A 17,099-nucleotide genomic window follows, 5' to 3' on the forward strand; every position below is an offset into this window, starting at 1 on the left:
GATTGGCGATCCTTTCTTGTTGATTGGAGGTCTCGTTTGATTGATTGGCGATCCTGTCTCGTGGATTGGGAGACTCATTTGATTGATTGGCGATTCTTTCTTGTTGATTGGGAGCTCTGTTTGATTGATTGGCGATCCTTTCTTGTTGATTGGGAGCTCTGTTTGATTGATTGGCGATCCTTTCCCGTGGATTGGAGAGGCACTATTCAATCGACTGAAGCTCCCTTTGAGATAAAATAAAGGAATTTAGCATTGAATAGAGAATTTATTAGTAATATAGAAAGGTGGGATAAATTTGATTAGTAAACCGCGCTTGAAGTCTTACCGACTCTTGGCTTATGAGGCTTTACACCGCAGATTAAAAAAAGAATACAAAGATAACGAGGTTTTCCTTCAGGATTACGGGAGGTACTACGCTGGATATTTAGGAGAGAAAAGAGTTGACTATACACTATCAAACTTTCGCGAGGAAAATATATTTATAATTAAAGATCTTCGATTAAACAATTATAATCACTACTTTCAAATTGACACACTCCTCATCACCCCATATAACTTAATCATTTTAGAAATTAAAAATTTTAAAGGTGAATTAAGTTATGACTCCCTTCAAAAGCAATTTATTCAACATGCAGATGGTAAAAAGACAGTTTATAAAGATCCTATTCAACAGGCAAACACACAAAAAAGAAACCTTGCGTACTGGTTGCAAAACTACTCTATGAATCTACCAATAGATACACTAGTTATATCAAGTAATCCCGCCACTTCAATCCAAAACATTCAAGAAGATCCCCAAATATACAATCAATTAATTCACTCAGAAAGCATTCACTTTCATCTTGAAAGAATTTTTAAAGGATACTCAGAACAAAGATTGAACCATTCTGCCCAAAACAAGTTATATAAACTGCTGCTTTCACATCACGTAGATTACGTCCCAGACCTTCTTGAGTATTATAAAATATCTCCTGAATTTTTAATACAAGGTGTGCCATGTCCAAAATGTGTTAACTCTCTAATGAAGAAAAAGAACAAGACTTGGATCTGTTACGAATGTAAAAATACATCCCTTACTGCGCACGAGCAAGTAATTTTGGATCACTTCTTATTATTTAAGCCAACTATTACTAATATGGAGTGTCGAAAATTATTGAATATACCTTCGCCAAGTACAGCATATCTCCTTTTAAAAGGCATGAAATTACAACAATCCGGTAAAAATCGATACAGATTATACCACTCCCCTCCTATTCAAACCTACCCTCAAGATAAAGGCATTCCTTTTCCTAGCAACAATATATTCGAATAATCACCTCCATTTATACGAGCTAATTCTTTTGATTGTAGAACTTATGTGATTGATTGGATCTCTCTTATAATTGATTAGCGTCCATTACGCTTTGATTGGAAGATCCTTGGCATCGATTGAAGCGCCCGTGTGATTGATTGAACGTCTCGTATGATTGATTGGCATACATTACTTGTTGATTGGACCTCTCTTGGCATCGATTGAAGCACTCGTGCGATTGATTGAACCTCTCATATAATTGATTGGCGCTCATTACGCAGTGATTGGACCTCTTTTGACATCGATTGGAACACCCGTATGGCCCAACCAACCCACACCCCACCCCAAAAACCGGAACTTCCCCAAAAGGAGTTCCGGCTTTCTTCATTCTCTCAGTTTTCCTGGTAATCCATGAATTGATTCGATGAGCAGGTTTAGCTTTCCTTCAATGCGGTGCAACAAATAAAAGGTGACGGCAATGGGAAAACCGACATCTGTCAGCAAGGGAATCCATGTTTCCATTTGAATACCTCCAATCCTCTCGTTTACGCTCACTCTCCCAATCATCCTTCAACCTTTCAACCAAGCAGATAGAGAGAGTCACGCTCACCCCGCTAATTTTAAAAAGCAGACCAGAGGCATGGCCACTGGTCTGCTCCCAATCCAATGTTATAGTCCAAGATCGATTTCTTCTACTGTTCGATCGACTACGCGGGCGCTTTTCTTAGCAACGATATCACCACCAGTAGATGTGAATGCATTTTGGGCGATGATCTCATCCATTGCCGCATTGACAGCTTCTGTGTCAACTGGTTCAACAGGTTGATCCAGTGAGTACGTGACTGTTTTCCCATCAAAGTTAGTGAATTTAAGCTCTAGCTTTTTCATTCCTTCCCCTCCTTTCTTTTAATGTTTGCTCCCATTACTCCTCGATGATATCGGAGCTGTCATTTCGTTCAATGTTGTAAAGTGGAAGCTCCTGTAAAGCTGCTACTGCTGTTGCAATGGCATAAAGTTGATCAGCAGTGGCTGATCCTTTCACATTGGTAAAGCTTTTTGTCTTGAATGATGGATTGCCTGAATCTTCGTCAATGCCATTTTCAAAAACAAGTCGTAATGAGGAATTCATTAATTCTGCTACTGCCATGTTTGTCACCTCCCTTCACCCTTATAATCGAATACAAGGACCATGAGGGGGTGGCATCAAGAAAAAAACACCTCCTTATTAGGAGATGTCTGGCTATGATAATTTCCTTTTTCGTTCAAATTGCAGATAGTGTAATTCATTTTCATGGGTAACGATGTGCTTTTTTAATCTGACAAGATTTTGCTTCTCTTCACGGATTCTTTCTTTTAACTCACGGATGGTTTTTACTAATTTGTCATTATAAATAGGAGAATGGGTGGCGGGAAGTTCCTCTAATTGAAGGAATTTAAAGATCTCTGCCTGCTTTTCCTTACATATGGAACTTTGTGGTTTTGAAGTGGACTGATAGGATTTATTTTGGGTATATTCTTCCATATAATCATATAAATGAGTGAGGCCTAAAGCTAAGTATTCTATATCATTTCGCTTTGCTTTTAATTGCAATTCTAGACGATAAAGTGTTTCCTCTATCGCGGAGATTTGTCTATTAATTACTAAAAGAGAACTCATGTTTACACCCCATCATCAAACTAAGTTTCTATTGTGATTGGTTCTATTCCCCTCATTATAAGGGAGGCATCTTTGTTTGATAAGAGCATATATTACTGAATTTTCCCTCATATTCTGCAATATGGGGTAGAAAATTGTAGGTATATGGAATCATATAATTCAAATATAGGCAAGAGCCAAGGATCTCTTGGCTCTTTGTTTATTATGCTTGACTCATAGGGATAATCTGCATTGTCTCATACATCCATCACACAACGAAAACCAATATTCCCTGTCGAGCTATCAGGGCTGTTCGCAGTTCTGGCGGCAACCCTGTAGCGATTGCAATAGCTATCATGACATAGATAAGAGCCTCCCCGCATGACTTTGTTTGTCCCCGTCTCTGCGCCTGTTGGGTTATCCTTTCCCCCTCGCTTATGGATATTGGTGGCAAACCAATCGGAACACCATTCCCATACATTCCCAGCCATGTTGTATAATCCATAGCCATTCGGTGGAAAAGAGGCTGCCGGAGCTGTCCCTACATAGCCATCTTCTTCTGTATTTTCTTTAGGGAAATCTCCTTGCCAGATATTACATTGATGCTTTCCTTCTGGAGTAAGCTCGTTCCCCCATGGATAGGTCTTCTGCTCAAGACCACCTCTCGCGGCGTACTCCCACTCCGCTTCTGTAGGAAGTCGTTTCCCAGCCCACTCACAGTATGCCATGGCGTCGTTCCAGGAGACATGAATGACGGGATGGTCCATGCGATCAGCTATATTCGAATCTGGTCCCTCTGGCTGATCCCATGTTGCTCCTTCTACAACAAGCCACCACGGTGTCTGCGCAACTTTTTGTTTCACTTTTTTTGCCGTGGTCTCACTAACCAGTTTATAAAAGACAAATGACCACCCATATTGCTCCGCCTCTGTTCGATAACCCGTTTCTTCTACAAATCTAGCAAACGATCCGTTCGTTACCGTATGGGGATCGATATAAAAAGAATTCACCTTTATATTGCGAATTGGCCCCTCCCCATCTTCAGGAAACCCTGCCTTTTCCTGTGTACCCATTAAAAATTTACCACCTTTAATGAGGATCATGTCCTCCTGGGGATTAGTCCTGCCAGTTGTCCTGAAAGGCATACGGACAGGATCCGACTTTTTTATACTTTCCCCTCTAGATGCCGCACAGCATCCGCGAACTTCTGTATTCTTCATTTATTTCACCTATCCTACTAGACCGTTTCATTATATTGTTCTCTTAATCTCTTAAGCTTGTCCTTCAATTCAATCACCGTCTCCGCGTATGCCGGATTATCATACTCATTTTTTAATTCAAGCGGATCCTTCTCTAGATCAAATAGCTCCCATTCCGGCTCCATTGGTTTTGGAACTGCTCCAATGACATCAAGTGGGTCACCATAATAATAGATAAGCTTGTACCGATCTGTTCGTACCCCATAATGGGCGGTTACATTATGGATCGTTAAATGTTCCCAGTAACGGTAATACACTGCATCGCGCCAGTCTTCTGGTTTATCCCCTTTGGCAATTGCTCGGAAACTTTCCCCCTGCATCCTCTCTTTGGCCTCCACCCCACAGTAGTCCAAAAAGGTTGGCGCAAAGTCATTGTTAATAATCATGTCCGTCGATACTTTACCCGGCTTAATCTCTTGCGGATAGCGCATTACAAACGGCATTTGCAAAGATTCCTCAAACATAAACCGTTTATCATACCAGCCATGCTCTCCCAAAAAGAACCCTTGATCAGAGGTGTACACAACAATTGTATTTTCTGATAGACCTGCTTCATCAAGGTAATCGAGCAGCCGGCCAACATTATCATCGATCGAGATGACACAGCGTAAATAATCTTTAATATAGCGCTGGTATTTCCAATCCTTTACCTCTGCAGGATTGAGCCCCTCCGGTGGTGTTCCTTTAACATCCTCTTCATTCAAGTCTTCAATGCGCATGTCTGCTATCTTCGCTGCATTTGCTCTGTTAGCATAATCATCATCATACGTCTCTGGTACTGGAAACTCCCTATCGGCAAATAAATCTTTATATTTTTCAGGTGGATTCCAAGGTCGATGTGGCGCTTTATGATGCACCATCATCATGAAAGGCTTTTCATTTTTTTGTTTACTAAGCCAATCTAACGAGAGATCGGTCACAATATCTGTGGCATATCCCTCTCTCTTTATATCTTCTCCCATTTCGTTCATAACAGGGTCGTAATAATCTCCCTGATCCGGAAACACATTCCAGTAATCAAACCCAGTTGGATCACTATACCCGCCTTGACCTAGGTGCCATTTTCCAATAATGGCTGCTTCATATCCATTTTCCTGTAGGAGCTTCGGAAATGTCTGCTGTCTTCCATCAAACGGCTCTGACAACCCGCGCACCCCATTTTCATGGCTATAATTGCCTGTCAAAATTGTTGCCCTGCTTGGCGCACATAGTGAATTGGTACAATACACATTATCAAAACGCTTGCCTTCCTTTGCAATACGATCAATGTTTGGCGTCTCAACTAAAGTCTTGTTATACGCACTAATTGCTTGTGCCGCATGATCATCACTCATAATGAATAAAATATTCGGTTGCTGTGTCATGTATATCCTCCCTTTTTGTAAACGATTACATATTAAATTTAAAAAATACGCTTCCCTATCAATATGTTAGCACAGTTTCTTACTATCTTTAAGTAAATAATAAAAAAACCTGCTAGACTACTTCTAACAGGCTCTCATGAAAATCACTTATTTTTTTAGATAAAAACGAAATATAAACTCAAACACTTTAATAATTCGTTTAAACCGATATGGCTGCTTTATAAGACGATATAGCCACTCCAGATTCAACTTAATTATCCAATCAGGTGCGCGCTTTACATTTCCTGCTAATACATCAAAACTTCCACCGACACCCATAAACAACCCTTTAGAAAATTCATCAATATGCTTGGAAATCCATTCCTCTTGTCGTGGAAGCCCTAAAGCAACAAAAATTATATCTGGATTACTGTCTTTAACTTTTTTCACAATAGCAGGGTCCTCTAATTCAAAATATCCGTGATGATGCCCTGCAATTTTGAGGTTAGGATACTTCCGCTCCGCTTCTAGTACTGCTTTTTCATTAACATAGTCCTTCGCTCCAAGAAAAAAACAACGTAAGCCTTGCACTTCTGCAAAAGAAAGAAGGTCCATCATAACGTCCAAACCAGATACCCTTTCTGGAATCGGCTCTTTTATATGCTTTGCTGCTAGTAAAATCCCCGCGCCATCTGGAATTACATAGTCAGCAGAAAGCACGATTTGCTTATATGTAGGATCTTCCCTTGTTTTCATTACAATTTCCGGATTTCCTGTCACGATAAAGCATTTTTGTTGTTTGTTAAGACGCGGGAATATGTAATGATTCAATGCATCCTTTTTCGTCTTATTCAAGAAAGGGATATCCATTATTTTCACAAAATCCTTCGAATCTATCATTTTATGTGCAACCTTTCATCCCTATTTAACGTCTAATACATATAACTTACAAAATTGTAATACAAATGTTGTTTACTAAACCAAGTATTCATAGTAAAATTAAGCTTAGTTTTGTAATTAACTAAAATTCTTAATGAAATTATGATAACATTAAATGTTACGTTTTTCTATTTTAAAATAAGGGTGAATATAAAGCATGTCATATAATAAAACAAACCAAACTCGTGTGGTAAGAAGAAAGAAAAGGAGACGGCTCAAAAAGCGCGCTTTTTTTATTCTGATACCTCTCCTCGTTATTCTTGCAGGGGTGTCCTATGCATCTTACTTATATATAAAAGCAGACAGTGTATTTTCAAATTCCTATGAAGATGATGGAAGAGAAAAATCGGAATTAAGGGAAGCAGCAGTAGACCCTACAAAAGATAACGTTTCCGTGTTAATTATGGGTGTGGATGCTAGTAACATTCGCCAAAATGCAGACAACTCTCGTACCGATACATTAATGGTTGCTACACTAAACAAAAAGAATGATAGTGTGAAGTTGCTTAGTATTCCGCGTGACTCTTATGTCTATATTCCGGAAATTGGCCGGGAAGACAAAATAAACCACGCACATGCTCGTGGAGGAACGACTGCTACGATTGATACAGTGGAAAATCTCTTAGATATTCCGATTGACTACTATGTCAAGGTCAACTTCGAAGCCTTCATTGATGTGGTAGATGCGGTAGATGGCATAAATGTTGATGTTCCTTATGAATTAAAAGAGCAAAACTCTAAAGACCAGGCAGGAGCGATTCACCTACTTCCAGGCGAACAGCAACTGAATGGGGAGGAAGCACTTGCGCTTGCTAGAACAAGAAAGCAAGATAATGATATTGAACGTGGAAAAAGACAGCAAGAAATCATTAAATCGGTAGTAAAAAAAGCAGCTTCTCTTAACTCCGTATTGAAATACGATGATGTGATCGATGCTGTAGGAAGTAACATGACGACGAATATGACCTTCAGTGAAATGAAGAGCTTTATATCTTATGGAACAGCAGGTAAAAACTTGAACTTTGAAACGTTAAGCCTTGAAGGAAATGATTACCAACCAGGAAACGTTTATTATTGGCAATTAGATCAAGTTGCTTTGCAAGAGACAAAACAAACATTACAGAGTCATTTGGGCATAACCCCGAGTAGCAGTACAGTCAACAGCACAGACGGTTCGACAACTTCGGAGGAAAACTCCAGTCCATATTAATGAAAACTCCCATTCTCTAGATGAGCGAATGGGAGTTTTTTTACTTCGTCGTTGCTTTCTGGCTTAAAGACATTTCAACCATGTGAAAAAGGAACTGACAGCAACGTGACTGTCAGTTCCTTTTTATTTTTGCCGAAATCCTTTAAGTAAATTTGTTAATGGCTTATAGTCACTATTTATAAGTTCCAGATTTTCTATTAACGCCTGAAGGGTTACCAGAGCGACGGTAAAGATTAAAATTGAACCCCATACTGTCGTCATGGAAAACAAAATGGCTGCCAAGCTGAACATTGCGCTCAGCGCATAAATAAACAGTACGGTCTGTTTGTGTGTCATCCCGAATTTCACGAGACTGTGATGTAAATGAGAACTGTCCGGACTCGACATCGGTTGTTTATTAATATACCTTCGTACCATGGCAATTAAGGTGTCCGAAATCGGAACCCCTAATATAAATATCGGGATAATAAAAGAAATAATCGTGACATTTTTAAACCCTAATAACGCCAAGACAGATATCATAAATCCGAGAAATAAAGCCCCAGTATCCCCCATAAATATCTTCGCCGGGAAAAAATTGTACCGTAAAAAGCCGAGAACACTAAAGAAAAGAACTAAAGCCACGGTTGCTACATAAAGATGTCCCATCATGACGGCCATTACCGTGATAGTAAAAAGCGCAATAGATGATACACCTGCTGCAAGTCCGTCTAGCCCGTCAATAAAATTGATCGCGTTTGTAATTCCCACGATCCAAAAGATCGTAATGATTGTACTTAAAATACCGAACTCGATCTGCCCACCAAATGGGAGATTAATAAATTCAACCTGAAGCCCTCCCCAGAAGACCACGATACAGGCTGCGGAAATTTGCACGATAAACTTTAACTTTGCAGAAAGATCAAAGATATCATCCAAAAACCCTAACCCAACCATTAGCGAGGCTCCCACAACAATAGAAAGATGGTATTCACTTACTGGTTGGAGAATAACCAACCCTATTAGAAAGCTCATATAAATGGCTAATCCACCCAATGTTGGGACAGGGTCCGTATGTACTTTACGGTGGTTTGGTTTATCGGTTGCATTCAATTTTTTTGCGTATTTAATAACAATTGGTGTTATGAATAACGATAGCAGCGTACTAATAAAGGCTAATAGCACTATTTTTACCACTTAGCCCACCTCTTCTAGTCAGTCTATTTTTTTCATGCTTAGATATACATTATATATGTTTTCTGCTAACTTCTCCAATGTAAATTTTTGTGCGGCGTGAGATTGTAGCTTTGAACCTATTAAAGGTAACATTCCCTTTCGATACATAAATAATGCATCAAGCATTGCTGCGTGAAGTTCTCTGACGTTATTCGGCTTAATCCGCCATCCATATGACTTGTCCATAATAAGCTCCCCAATTGCCCCAACATCTGTTGCGATAACAGGTGTTCCGGCCTTAGCAGACTCCAGTAATACCAAGGGAAAGCTCTCACTAAAAGAGGTAAGCATGGTGACATCTGCCATTTCATAGAAACAATCAATATCCTCCCGATGTCCGACAAAGTGTATATGCGATGCAATGCCCAAATCAATCGCCTGTTTTTCCAACTTCGCTCTTAGTCCCCCATCCCCTGCGAGCATTAAGTGACAATCATTGTTATTAAGTAGAAGCTTTGCGAATGCCTTCAACGCTAATTCATGTCCTTTTACCGGCTCAAGCCTTGCAACCATCAATAAAAGAAAAGCATTATCTGGTATACCAAATTCTTTTTTCGAATATGTATTTCGATCACATTCACTAAAATCAATGCCATTTAACGTTGTTACAATTTTTTCTGAAGTAATTCCAATCTCAGATAAGCTCTTTTTAAAATTATCCGATATCGCAATTAGTTTATCTGCACGTCTCACTGCATTTATATGTACGCGGGAGAGTAATCTTCCATACATTCCACGCCCCATAAAATCGTGAAGTGGGTGACTATGTATTGTCGTAATCCACTGAAATGGCACTAACCTTTTTAACATGTTGGCATAAACATTGGCTCGCGGTCCGTGTGTATGGATAAACGTTATTTCTTGCTCTATGATATATGCTCTTATCTTACGTATTAATGGCAGACTAAGCCTTGTATTACAAGTAAAATAAACGGTATTTATACCTTCTTTCTCCGCTCTCTCCAATAACTCGCCACGTTCTAATACTCCAAGTATAAACTGATCTCGATTTAATTCCTTCATAAGACCAAGAATATGATGCATACCTCCGCCAGTTTCATTCCCAGCGTTTAAATGTAACACCTTCATGTTAATAGCCACCTCTGTTGAGTTATTAATACATCAATATAACCAACTGGTGGGAGAATTATAATGGCGCTGAATAGAAATGTGAAAGTTGACCATTACTGTATGGAGGGCCTATAGCATGCAAGCGTGTTTAACTTTGCACATTTATTATGAGGTTGATTACGTTTACCTTAAAAAGATTATAGTCGAGGACATAAAGATGAATTATTTCCCAATAAAAAAAGATTCGATAAACCAAATGTTGTTTATATTTTTTCTGATCCAACCTTTATTAGATTTAATGACAGCCTTTACACAGGAATTACCTATTTCCGTTGGTGCATTTGTACGAACTTTTCTTATGGCTGGACTGTTCATCATGCTGAGCATTTGGCATATAAAAAGGGGAAAAAGCCAACTACTTTTATTTCTCCTACCTTTTGCTGTAATTCTAATCAGTCTCTTGATTAATTACCTATATAAGCCGCAAATGAATTTGTTTCAGGAGATTAATTTTGCAATGAAAACTTCCTATTTCCTGACGTTGGCAACAACAGCAATCGTGTTAGTAGGACTTTACATATCTAAACAGAATTTATATCGGGTTTCTGAACTTATCAGCCTTATTATTGGCATCGCTTATTGGTTAGCTATTATCACGAATACGAGCCGAGAGAGCTATTATTTCACAGGCGAGGGGTACGCTGGCTGGTTTTTTTCAGCAAATGAATTAAGTGTCATTATTCTATGTTTGCTGGGTATCCTGATAACTAAAATCACACATTTCAAGCCAAAAGCTATAACTTGGGTTGCCTTCATTTTGCTGCTAGCCATGGTACCGACTATTGGTACGAAGACAGCCTTTTTAGGGGGAGTTGTTTTAATCGTTAGTGCCTTCATTTATATTATGAAAGAAAATATTAGATTTTGGCAGGATAGAAGGCATCTCCTGCTATTGTTTCTATCTTTCTTACTAATTGTACTTATTCCGCTCAGTCCAATACGTGAAAATACCGAGCAGATAACAGGGCCAAAGTATCAAGAACAGCCTTCCCTGCAATTGGAACAATCAGGAAATAGGGTTGGTTTGCTGAATCGAATACTGAGCTCACGTGATATTTACCTTCGAGAAACCTATCAGGATTTTAAAAATGCCAGCCCAATAAGACAAGCATTTGGCCTAGGGTATGCGGGAGATTATGAGGAAGGAGCTGCTAAGTTGGTCGAAATGGATTTATTTGATCTGTTTTTCGGATACGGGGTGATAGGCAGTATTATCCTCCTCATTCCTTTTGGGTGGTTGGGTTTCATGCTGGTAAAACGTTTATTCCCGCTTCGTGCACCACCTTTTTTATTAGCAGTCACAATCTTCCTCTGTTTGGGTATTTCTTTTTTGGCAGGGCATGTTCTACTAGCACCTTCTGTTATGTCCTATTTAACCCTTGTCATTATTCTGCTGGGAGCTGAAAAAAATGTCTCTTAACAATGTGGTAAGTATTATTGTCCCTGTATATAATGCTGAAAAGGAGCTGCGTTATTGTGTGCAAAGCATCTTACAGCAATCTTATAAGCAAATTGACGTTATTCTTGTGAACGATGGTTCGACAGACAATAGTGGAGAAATATGTAACGAGCTTGCAGTAAAACACTCCCAGGTTTCCGTTATTCACCAACAAAACAAAGGGCCTTCCTCTGCCCGGAATACAGGTATCAGTAAGGCTAGTGGGCATTTTATTCAGTTTGTAGATGCAGATGATTATGTTCATCCAACGATGACAGAAAAGCTGGTTGAGTGCACACTATTGGATACTGATCTTGTCCTTTGTGGCTACCATGCTCAGTTAAGGGGGAAAAAGCCGGTAACTATTCCGCATGTGCCTAAAATGGAAGGAAAATTCTCTAAACCCGCTTTTCTGCAACATTTCGGAGCATTATATCGAGAGATTCTGCTCCCCTCGCCATGTAATAAACTATACGTTCTTTCACTCATACGCGAGCATGCAATCCGTTTTAATGAAACCATTAGCATGGGGGAAGATTTACTGTTTAATCTGGATTATCTACAAGTCTGCTCGTCTGTCTACATACTCGCCGATCCTCTATATACTTACGTGTCACACGGAAATACGTCGCTGTCTAGAGGGTATATAGACGAATTCTATTCCAAACAACAATTCCTTCAAGAAAGCGTTCGGCAATTTTTAAAGAGTCAAGAAAAATACACAGCCGAAAACAGATTAGAGCTTAATACGGTCATGACTGCGACTTCCATTAATGCATGTAGTAATCTATTTCACCGCAGCAGTCCCTTAAGTAAACAGGAAAGAAAAAAGCAACTTCGAGTCATTATGAAAGAGCGTGTGGATCATGGCATCATCCAAGATCATCAAGCATTGCAGGTGAAAATTTTTCTCTATCTTGTTAAGAAACAGTCATTAAATGGGTTGTATTATCTATTTTTTATTAAAGAACTAACCAGGTATCTGCCCTCCCCTTTTCACACACTATTTCGGATGGTAGCAAAGTAAAATAAAAGACTGCATTAGGTCTAAACTGTTCACTATTGTGAAAGGATATTATTAGAGGTGCGATGTGGGATGAAAAAAATAAGAATCTATGCATATACACACGGAAATTTAGGGGATGATTTATTTATAAAAATTATATGTGAACGTTATCCTGATACCACGTTTGTGCTGTATGCTCCAAGGCATTACCGAACTACATTTCAGAATTTACCAAACCTGCTCATTGCTCCAAGTGATTCCCTTATGTACCGGATTGCCAACCTTATCGTTCGAAAATTCAACCTCTATTTCTTATTGTACAGATGGTTGGACAGAGACTGTGATGCGTCCGTGCAAATTGGAGGATCGTTATTTATACAGGGGAAACACTGGAGGAAGGAATTACAGATAACAAAAGCAATGCGGAGGAAGAAAAAACCTTTTTTTCTATTAGGTGCTAATTTTGGTCCGTATGATGACCCTGACTTTTATACAGAGCATAAAAGGATTTTTCTGCATGATCATGACATATGTTTTCGGGAAGAACATAGCTATAAGTTGTTTCAGGATTTAAAGCCTGTTCGTTTAGCCGCAGACATCGTCTTTCAACTACCAGTAAAGAAGGCATTAAATCACAAAAAAGTTATCTCGATTTCTGTAATTAAGCCCTCTGTACGTAATCATCTGGCTGACATGGATACGATCTATTACACAAAAATAAAAGACATTGCGCTCTTTTTTATAGAACAAGGATATGAGGTATTGTTGCTATCTTTTTGTGCGTATGAACAAGATCCCGTTGCAATCAAGGAGATTGTGAGTAAGATACCAGAAACTGCTCGAAAGAAAGTGAAGACGAGCTATTATAAAAATAATCCAGAAGAGATATTGCAACAGTTAGCCGATTCTGCAGGCATTATCGCTACACGATTTCATGCCATGATTATTGGCTGGATATATCAGAAACCTGTTTATCCCATTCTCTATAGCTCTAAGATGCTCCATGTAATGGAAGACATCGGATTTACTGGACACTATACAGACTTCGCACAGTTATATAAGCTTCATCCACTCGATGTCCAGCAAAGCATGGAAATGGCAGCACCTCCAATTAGTAAAGAAAAAGTCGATTCAGAAAATCATTTTAAAGAGCTAGACGTGTTTTTAGGCAGGAAGAGGAATCAAGATGATCATTTACAAACCCGAAGTAGTTCAGATAAATAACACTGTGAGGTTGCAGGCAAAATTTGAAATAGATAACAAGCAGGAGTCCCTTTGGTTTAGCGTTCCATTAGCCTATGAGCAATACTTACTGCAAGAGCGAGCTGATTCCTTTCTAGTAGGGCTGTTGCCTCTGGCCATGGAGCGTGGAGAAGATATATTTCTTAAGGCACCAGTGTCAGAAAAACTGTACTACACCATAACAACGTATCTCATGGGGGCACTTTGTATTGCACTACCGCATTTAAATAGGATATCGATTAGAGCAGAAACTCTTATGCCCAACCCAGTCGAAACAGCAAATGCGGTCGGTACGGGCTTCTCAGGTGGTGTTGATTCCTTCCATACCATTTACGAGCACCTACATAGAGCCTGCCCACCTTCTTTTAGGTTAACTCACTTCACCTTCCATAATGTCGGGTCGCACGGTGACTTTGGTGGGCAGGAAGCAAGCGACCTTTTTCAAAAACGCATCCAGCTGATTCGCCCGTTTGCCGAAGAGCAACATATCGATATTATTGAAATTGATTCGAACCTCAGTGAAGTACTGAAAATGAATTACGTGCAAACACATACTTTAAGGAATGTAGCGGCAGTGTTGACCATGCAAAAGTTATTTCGCTACTACTATTATTCGTCAGGTAGGCAGTTCAAAGATTTCGAATTAAAAACAAAGGTCGCCGGTTCCTATGACCTGCTTAGCCTCACAATGCTGTCGACAGAGTCTTTAAGCTTTTTTTCATCAGGGGCTAATTACTCTAGAGTGGAAAAGACACGTCACATAACTGAGTATGAACCAACACACCGTTACTTAAATGTATGTGCCGGGGGAAGCTCTGCAAACTGTTCTCGTTGTGAAAAATGCCTCCGTTCCATGCTAACTTTGGAGGTCCAAGGTAAACTCGATTTATATCAACCTGTGTTTGACCTGCATGTGTACCGTCAAGAAAAAACCAAGTATATTGCCAAAGTCCTTGCAGATGTTAAAAAGGATGCTTATGCGGCGGAAATTTATAATGAGATGCGAAAGCACGCGTTCCCAATATCGGCTTCGTCCTATTTATTAATGCCATATTATAAAATAAAACATAGGTTAAAGCGATTGATCATGCAGGGAAAATAGTAGAATAGAATGGAAGGATGACAATGACCAATGGAAAAAAGCTATTTAAGGATACGATTATCTATGCTATTGCCAACTTTGGGTCAAAACTCCTCATCTTTCTTATGTTGCCACTATATACGCATTATTTTACTTCGGCTGAATACGGCACGTGGGATTTGTTATGGACGACTGTTTCCCTTATCGTCCCTTTCATTACATTTGAATTAGTTGCAGCAGTGTATAGATGGTTATTAGAAGAAGAGCAGCCACAAGAACAGGGACGTATTATTACTACTGGAACGCTCACTATTCTGCGTAACCTTCTTATTTTTAATGCTGTCGCGCTTGCTGTCATGCTTTTTGTTGACTTTCCCTATCATTGGGAACTTCTGCTACTGATTAATTTCACAGTAACTAGTAGTTTTTTGCAACAATGCGCCCGTGGGCTCGGGTTTAATAAATTATTTGCGATGCTGGGTATTATTCAGACAGCCCTCTCCGTTGGATTTATTCTCATTTTCATTTATGTTTTCGACCTCAGGCTGTTGTCCTTTTTCTATTCTTCTATTCTAGCTGCAGCATCTGTCACGATCATCGCATGGTGGATACTAAAATTCCACCGGTATATTGAGTGGAAAGGATACTCTAAAAGCTTACTAAAGTCCTTTTTAACCTATTCTATCCCAATCATTCCCGGTGCGTTAAGCTGGTGGATACTCACCATGTCTGATCGTTATGTTATTCTAGCATTTCTTCATTTAGATGCTAATGGTATCTACGCGGTCGCTAATAAAATCCCTGCCTTACTACTTATGGTGAACACCATATTTTTTCTAGCCTGGAAAGACAGTGCGATTACGTCCTTCCATTCAAAAGAAAAAGACGCTTATTACTCTATTGTATTCAAGCATTATGTAAGGTTAATGATTACCACAGCCATTCTCATTATTTTAGTAGCCAAACCGGCCATGGAAATTGTCATTGCCGATACATTTGGTGAGTCCTGGAAATACGTTGGAATTATGCTAACCGGTGCCTTATTTAGCTCGCTTTCGCAATTTTGGGGTGCTGGTTTTCATGGCGCAAAAAAAACAAATAGTCTTTTTCTAACCTCTATGATCGGCGCACTGCTTAATATTTTGTTAAACCTTGCGCTCGTCCCATTTATTGGTCTATATGGCATTGCTGCTTCCACTTTATTGGCATTTCTATGTATGTGGTTATTCCGAGTTACTGCTTCCCATAAGTATTTTACGATACGAATACAGTGGAGAGAATTGGTCCCCTTATTTGCTCTCCTTTTCGTCTCCTTAATCTTGCCCTTTATTCTAGAGGACAAAGTATTATTTATAAGTATTGCGATAGCCGGGATGCTCTTCCTTTTAGTAAATAGGGAGTTGATTGGGCTTTTATATAAGACAGGAATGGCATTCTTCCATAAGCAAAATGCAGAATAGTTGTGTTATCCTGTTAGTAATATGAAGAACGGAGATGATATACGTGGTACTAAATTTCGCTCATCGCGGGTCTTTAACAGAAGCACCAGAAAATACATTACCCGCCTTTCAACTAGCAATTGAACACGGCGTGAAGGCAATAGAATTAGATGTCCAACTTACCAAAGATGGGCACCTTGTTGTCTGTCATGACCATAAATTAACGCGTTTTAATAAACACGCTGGCTTAATAAAGGATTATACATTAGAGGAAATAAAGCAAATTGATATTGGTTCTTCATTCCATGAAAAATATAAGGGTGTGGTTCTCCCTACCTTAAGTGAAGTACTGGAAGTGTGCCCTAAGGACCTTTTATTAAATATTGAAGTTAAAAATATCCCTGTTATTTACCAGGGGATTGAAAAGAAATTAATTGATTGCCTTAGAGAGCATGAACGCTTATCTAATGTTATCCTGTCTTCCTTTGACCATGTCGCCTTAAAAAACATTCAAGAAATCGATCCGTCTATACCGCTGGGGATGCTTTTTTACTATCGAATCTTAAATCCATGGGAATACGCAAAGCAAAGTGGCCTCAACATCACTAGTATTCACCCAAATAACGTGTATACCGATAAAGAATTCGTCAGAGAGTGTAAAGCATTTGGCTACAACGTATATCCATATACAGTTAATGACATGGAGAGATACGAACAGCTTGTGGAATACGGCGTGGATGGCGCCTTCTCAAATAATCCAGAGATCTTTGTGAGAGAAAACTAAAAAGATTAAAACTGCGGATGGGATACGTTAACAAACTTGTACAAGTGATTGCTTATTCGTCGCTGCGGAAAATACTCGCTTTCCG

The 17,099-nt window shown here is 39.3% G+C and carries 18 protein-coding genes; 8 read left to right on the forward strand and 10 right to left on the reverse strand.

The window, feature by feature from the left end; translation table 11 throughout:
- The coding region (locus BN988_RS19005) for a hypothetical protein (RefSeq protein WP_197027434.1) at nucleotides 1-210 on the reverse strand (210 nt) is incomplete at its 3' end.
- A gap of 85 nt (nucleotides 211-295) precedes the next feature.
- Here BN988_RS19005 and BN988_RS16855 point away from each other — a divergent pair.
- Nucleotides 296-1,312, forward strand: a complete 1,017-nt coding sequence (locus tag BN988_RS16855) for a nuclease-related domain-containing protein (RefSeq protein ID WP_036578345.1) — start codon at nucleotides 296-298, stop codon at nucleotides 1,310-1,312.
- A gap of 363 nt (nucleotides 1,313-1,675) precedes the next feature.
- On the opposite strand, the gene BN988_RS18755 is transcribed toward BN988_RS16855, so the two are convergent.
- From BN988_RS18755 to BN988_RS16885, 7 genes are all read right to left on the reverse strand, one after another.
- Entirely contained in the window at nucleotides 1,676-1,813 is a 138-nt protein-coding gene (locus BN988_RS18755; protein WP_081779491.1) for a YvrJ family protein, read from the reverse strand.
- Nucleotides 1,814-1,960: 147 nt separating this feature from the next.
- The gene (locus BN988_RS16860) at nucleotides 1,961-2,179 is read right to left on the reverse strand and encodes a DUF2922 domain-containing protein (protein ID WP_036578347.1); all 219 of its coding nucleotides are present in this window, start codon (nucleotides 2,177-2,179) and stop codon (nucleotides 1,961-1,963) included.
- Between the two features lie 34 nt (nucleotides 2,180-2,213).
- Nucleotides 2,214-2,438 carry a DUF1659 domain-containing protein gene (locus BN988_RS16865; RefSeq protein WP_036578348.1) on the reverse strand — a complete coding sequence of 75 codons (225 nt, stop codon included), beginning with the start codon at nucleotides 2,436-2,438 and terminating at the stop codon, nucleotides 2,214-2,216.
- Between the two features lie 93 nt (nucleotides 2,439-2,531).
- Nucleotides 2,532-2,948, reverse strand: coding sequence for a hypothetical protein (locus BN988_RS16870; protein WP_036578349.1), 417 nt, complete (start codon nucleotides 2,946-2,948; stop codon nucleotides 2,532-2,534).
- A 236-nt stretch (nucleotides 2,949-3,184) separates the two neighbouring features.
- Nucleotides 3,185-4,147, reverse strand: coding sequence for a formylglycine-generating enzyme family protein (locus tag BN988_RS16875; RefSeq protein WP_036578350.1), 963 nt, complete (start codon nucleotides 4,145-4,147; stop codon nucleotides 3,185-3,187).
- Between the two features lie 17 nt (nucleotides 4,148-4,164).
- Complete coding sequence (locus tag BN988_RS16880; RefSeq protein ID WP_036578352.1) at nucleotides 4,165-5,550, reverse strand: sulfatase family protein; 1,386 nt, start codon at nucleotides 5,548-5,550, stop codon at nucleotides 4,165-4,167.
- 147 nt (nucleotides 5,551-5,697) lie between these two features.
- A complete protein-coding gene (locus BN988_RS16885) occupies nucleotides 5,698-6,429 on the reverse strand; it encodes a WecB/TagA/CpsF family glycosyltransferase (protein WP_036578354.1) in 732 nt (243 codons plus the stop codon).
- 196 nt (nucleotides 6,430-6,625) lie between these two features.
- Here BN988_RS16885 and BN988_RS16890 point away from each other — a divergent pair, with 196 nt between their 5' ends.
- Nucleotides 6,626-7,678, forward strand: coding sequence for an LCP family protein (locus BN988_RS16890; RefSeq protein WP_036578355.1), 1,053 nt, complete (start codon nucleotides 6,626-6,628; stop codon nucleotides 7,676-7,678).
- A gap of 123 nt (nucleotides 7,679-7,801) precedes the next feature.
- On the opposite strand, the gene BN988_RS16895 is transcribed toward BN988_RS16890, so the two are convergent.
- Entirely contained in the window at nucleotides 7,802-8,854 is a 1,053-nt protein-coding gene (locus BN988_RS16895; protein ID WP_036578356.1) for a glycosyltransferase family 4 protein, read from the reverse strand.
- Nucleotides 8,855-8,872: 18 nt separating this feature from the next.
- Nucleotides 8,873-9,982: a glycosyltransferase family 4 protein gene (locus BN988_RS16900; protein WP_036578358.1), complete on the reverse strand. Its 1,110-nt coding sequence runs from the start codon at nucleotides 9,980-9,982 to the stop codon at nucleotides 8,873-8,875.
- A 118-nt stretch (nucleotides 9,983-10,100) separates the two neighbouring features.
- On the opposite strand from BN988_RS16900, the gene BN988_RS16905 reads away from it, so the two are divergent.
- The 6 genes from BN988_RS16905 to BN988_RS16930 all read left to right on the forward strand — a co-directional run bounded on the left by BN988_RS16905 (nucleotide 10,101) and on the right by BN988_RS16930 (nucleotide 17,014).
- Nucleotides 10,101-11,444, forward strand: coding sequence for an O-antigen ligase family protein (locus BN988_RS16905; RefSeq protein WP_036578360.1), 1,344 nt, complete (start codon nucleotides 10,101-10,103; stop codon nucleotides 11,442-11,444).
- Nucleotides 11,434-12,489 carry a glycosyltransferase gene (locus BN988_RS16910; RefSeq protein WP_051558078.1) on the forward strand — a complete coding sequence of 352 codons (1,056 nt, stop codon included), beginning with the start codon at nucleotides 11,434-11,436 and terminating at the stop codon, nucleotides 12,487-12,489. The genes BN988_RS16905 and BN988_RS16910 overlap by 11 nt, the downstream gene beginning before the upstream one ends.
- A gap of 69 nt (nucleotides 12,490-12,558) precedes the next feature.
- Complete coding sequence (locus BN988_RS16915) at nucleotides 12,559-13,692, forward strand: polysaccharide pyruvyl transferase family protein (protein ID WP_036578361.1); 1,134 nt, start codon at nucleotides 12,559-12,561, stop codon at nucleotides 13,690-13,692.
- Nucleotides 13,655-14,812, forward strand: coding sequence for a hypothetical protein (locus tag BN988_RS16920; protein ID WP_036578362.1), 1,158 nt, complete (start codon nucleotides 13,655-13,657; stop codon nucleotides 14,810-14,812). Before BN988_RS16915 ends, BN988_RS16920 begins: the two co-directional genes overlap by 38 nt.
- Before the next feature lie 23 nt (nucleotides 14,813-14,835).
- On the forward strand, nucleotides 14,836-16,251 hold the full coding sequence (locus BN988_RS16925; RefSeq protein WP_036578364.1) for a lipopolysaccharide biosynthesis protein: 1,416 nt from the start codon (nucleotides 14,836-14,838) through the stop codon (nucleotides 16,249-16,251).
- Nucleotides 16,252-16,294: 43 nt separating this feature from the next.
- Nucleotides 16,295-17,014 carry a glycerophosphodiester phosphodiesterase gene (locus BN988_RS16930; RefSeq protein ID WP_051558080.1) on the forward strand — a complete coding sequence of 240 codons (720 nt, stop codon included), beginning with the start codon at nucleotides 16,295-16,297 and terminating at the stop codon, nucleotides 17,012-17,014.
- Nucleotides 17,015-17,099 lie beyond the last annotated feature (85 nt).

Source organism: Oceanobacillus picturae, assembly GCF_000612865.1.
GTDB lineage: Bacteria > Bacillota > Bacilli > Bacillales > Amphibacillaceae > Oceanobacillus_B > Oceanobacillus_B jordanicus.

What these genes read in the sequence shown, in the direction of transcription:
- BN988_RS16890 (WP_036578355.1), top strand. Translation starts at nt 6,626, where the DNA reads ATGTCATATAATAAAACAAACCAAACTCGTGTGGTAAGAAGAAAGAAA.
- BN988_RS16925 (WP_036578364.1), top strand. Translation starts at nt 14,836, where the DNA reads ATGACCAATGGAAAAAAGCTATTTAAGGATACGATTATCTATGCTATT.
- BN988_RS16915 (WP_036578361.1), top strand. Translation starts at nt 12,559, where the DNA reads ATGAAAAAAATAAGAATCTATGCATATACACACGGAAATTTAGGGGAT.
- BN988_RS16880 (WP_036578352.1), bottom strand. Translation starts at nt 5,550, where the DNA reads ATGACACAGCAACCGAATATTTTATTCATTATGAGTGATGATCATGCG.
- BN988_RS16870 (WP_036578349.1), bottom strand. Translation starts at nt 2,948, where the DNA reads ATGAGTTCTCTTTTAGTAATTAATAGACAAATCTCCGCGATAGAGGAA.
- BN988_RS16910 (WP_051558078.1), top strand. Translation starts at nt 11,434, where the DNA reads ATGTCTCTTAACAATGTGGTAAGTATTATTGTCCCTGTATATAATGCT.
- BN988_RS16865 (WP_036578348.1), bottom strand. Translation starts at nt 2,438, where the DNA reads ATGGCAGTAGCAGAATTAATGAATTCCTCATTACGACTTGTTTTTGAA.
- BN988_RS16885 (WP_036578354.1), bottom strand. Translation starts at nt 6,429, where the DNA reads ATGATAGATTCGAAGGATTTTGTGAAAATAATGGATATCCCTTTCTTG.
- BN988_RS18755 (WP_081779491.1), bottom strand. Translation starts at nt 1,813, where the DNA reads ATGGAAACATGGATTCCCTTGCTGACAGATGTCGGTTTTCCCATTGCC.
- BN988_RS16905 (WP_036578360.1), top strand. Translation starts at nt 10,101, where the DNA reads ATGCAAGCGTGTTTAACTTTGCACATTTATTATGAGGTTGATTACGTT.
- BN988_RS16875 (WP_036578350.1), bottom strand. Translation starts at nt 4,147, where the DNA reads ATGAAGAATACAGAAGTTCGCGGATGCTGTGCGGCATCTAGAGGGGAA.
- BN988_RS16900 (WP_036578358.1), bottom strand. Translation starts at nt 9,982, where the DNA reads ATGAAGGTGTTACATTTAAACGCTGGGAATGAAACTGGCGGAGGTATG.
- BN988_RS16860 (WP_036578347.1), bottom strand. Translation starts at nt 2,179, where the DNA reads ATGAAAAAGCTAGAGCTTAAATTCACTAACTTTGATGGGAAAACAGTC.
- BN988_RS16920 (WP_036578362.1), top strand. Translation starts at nt 13,655, where the DNA reads ATGATCATTTACAAACCCGAAGTAGTTCAGATAAATAACACTGTGAGG.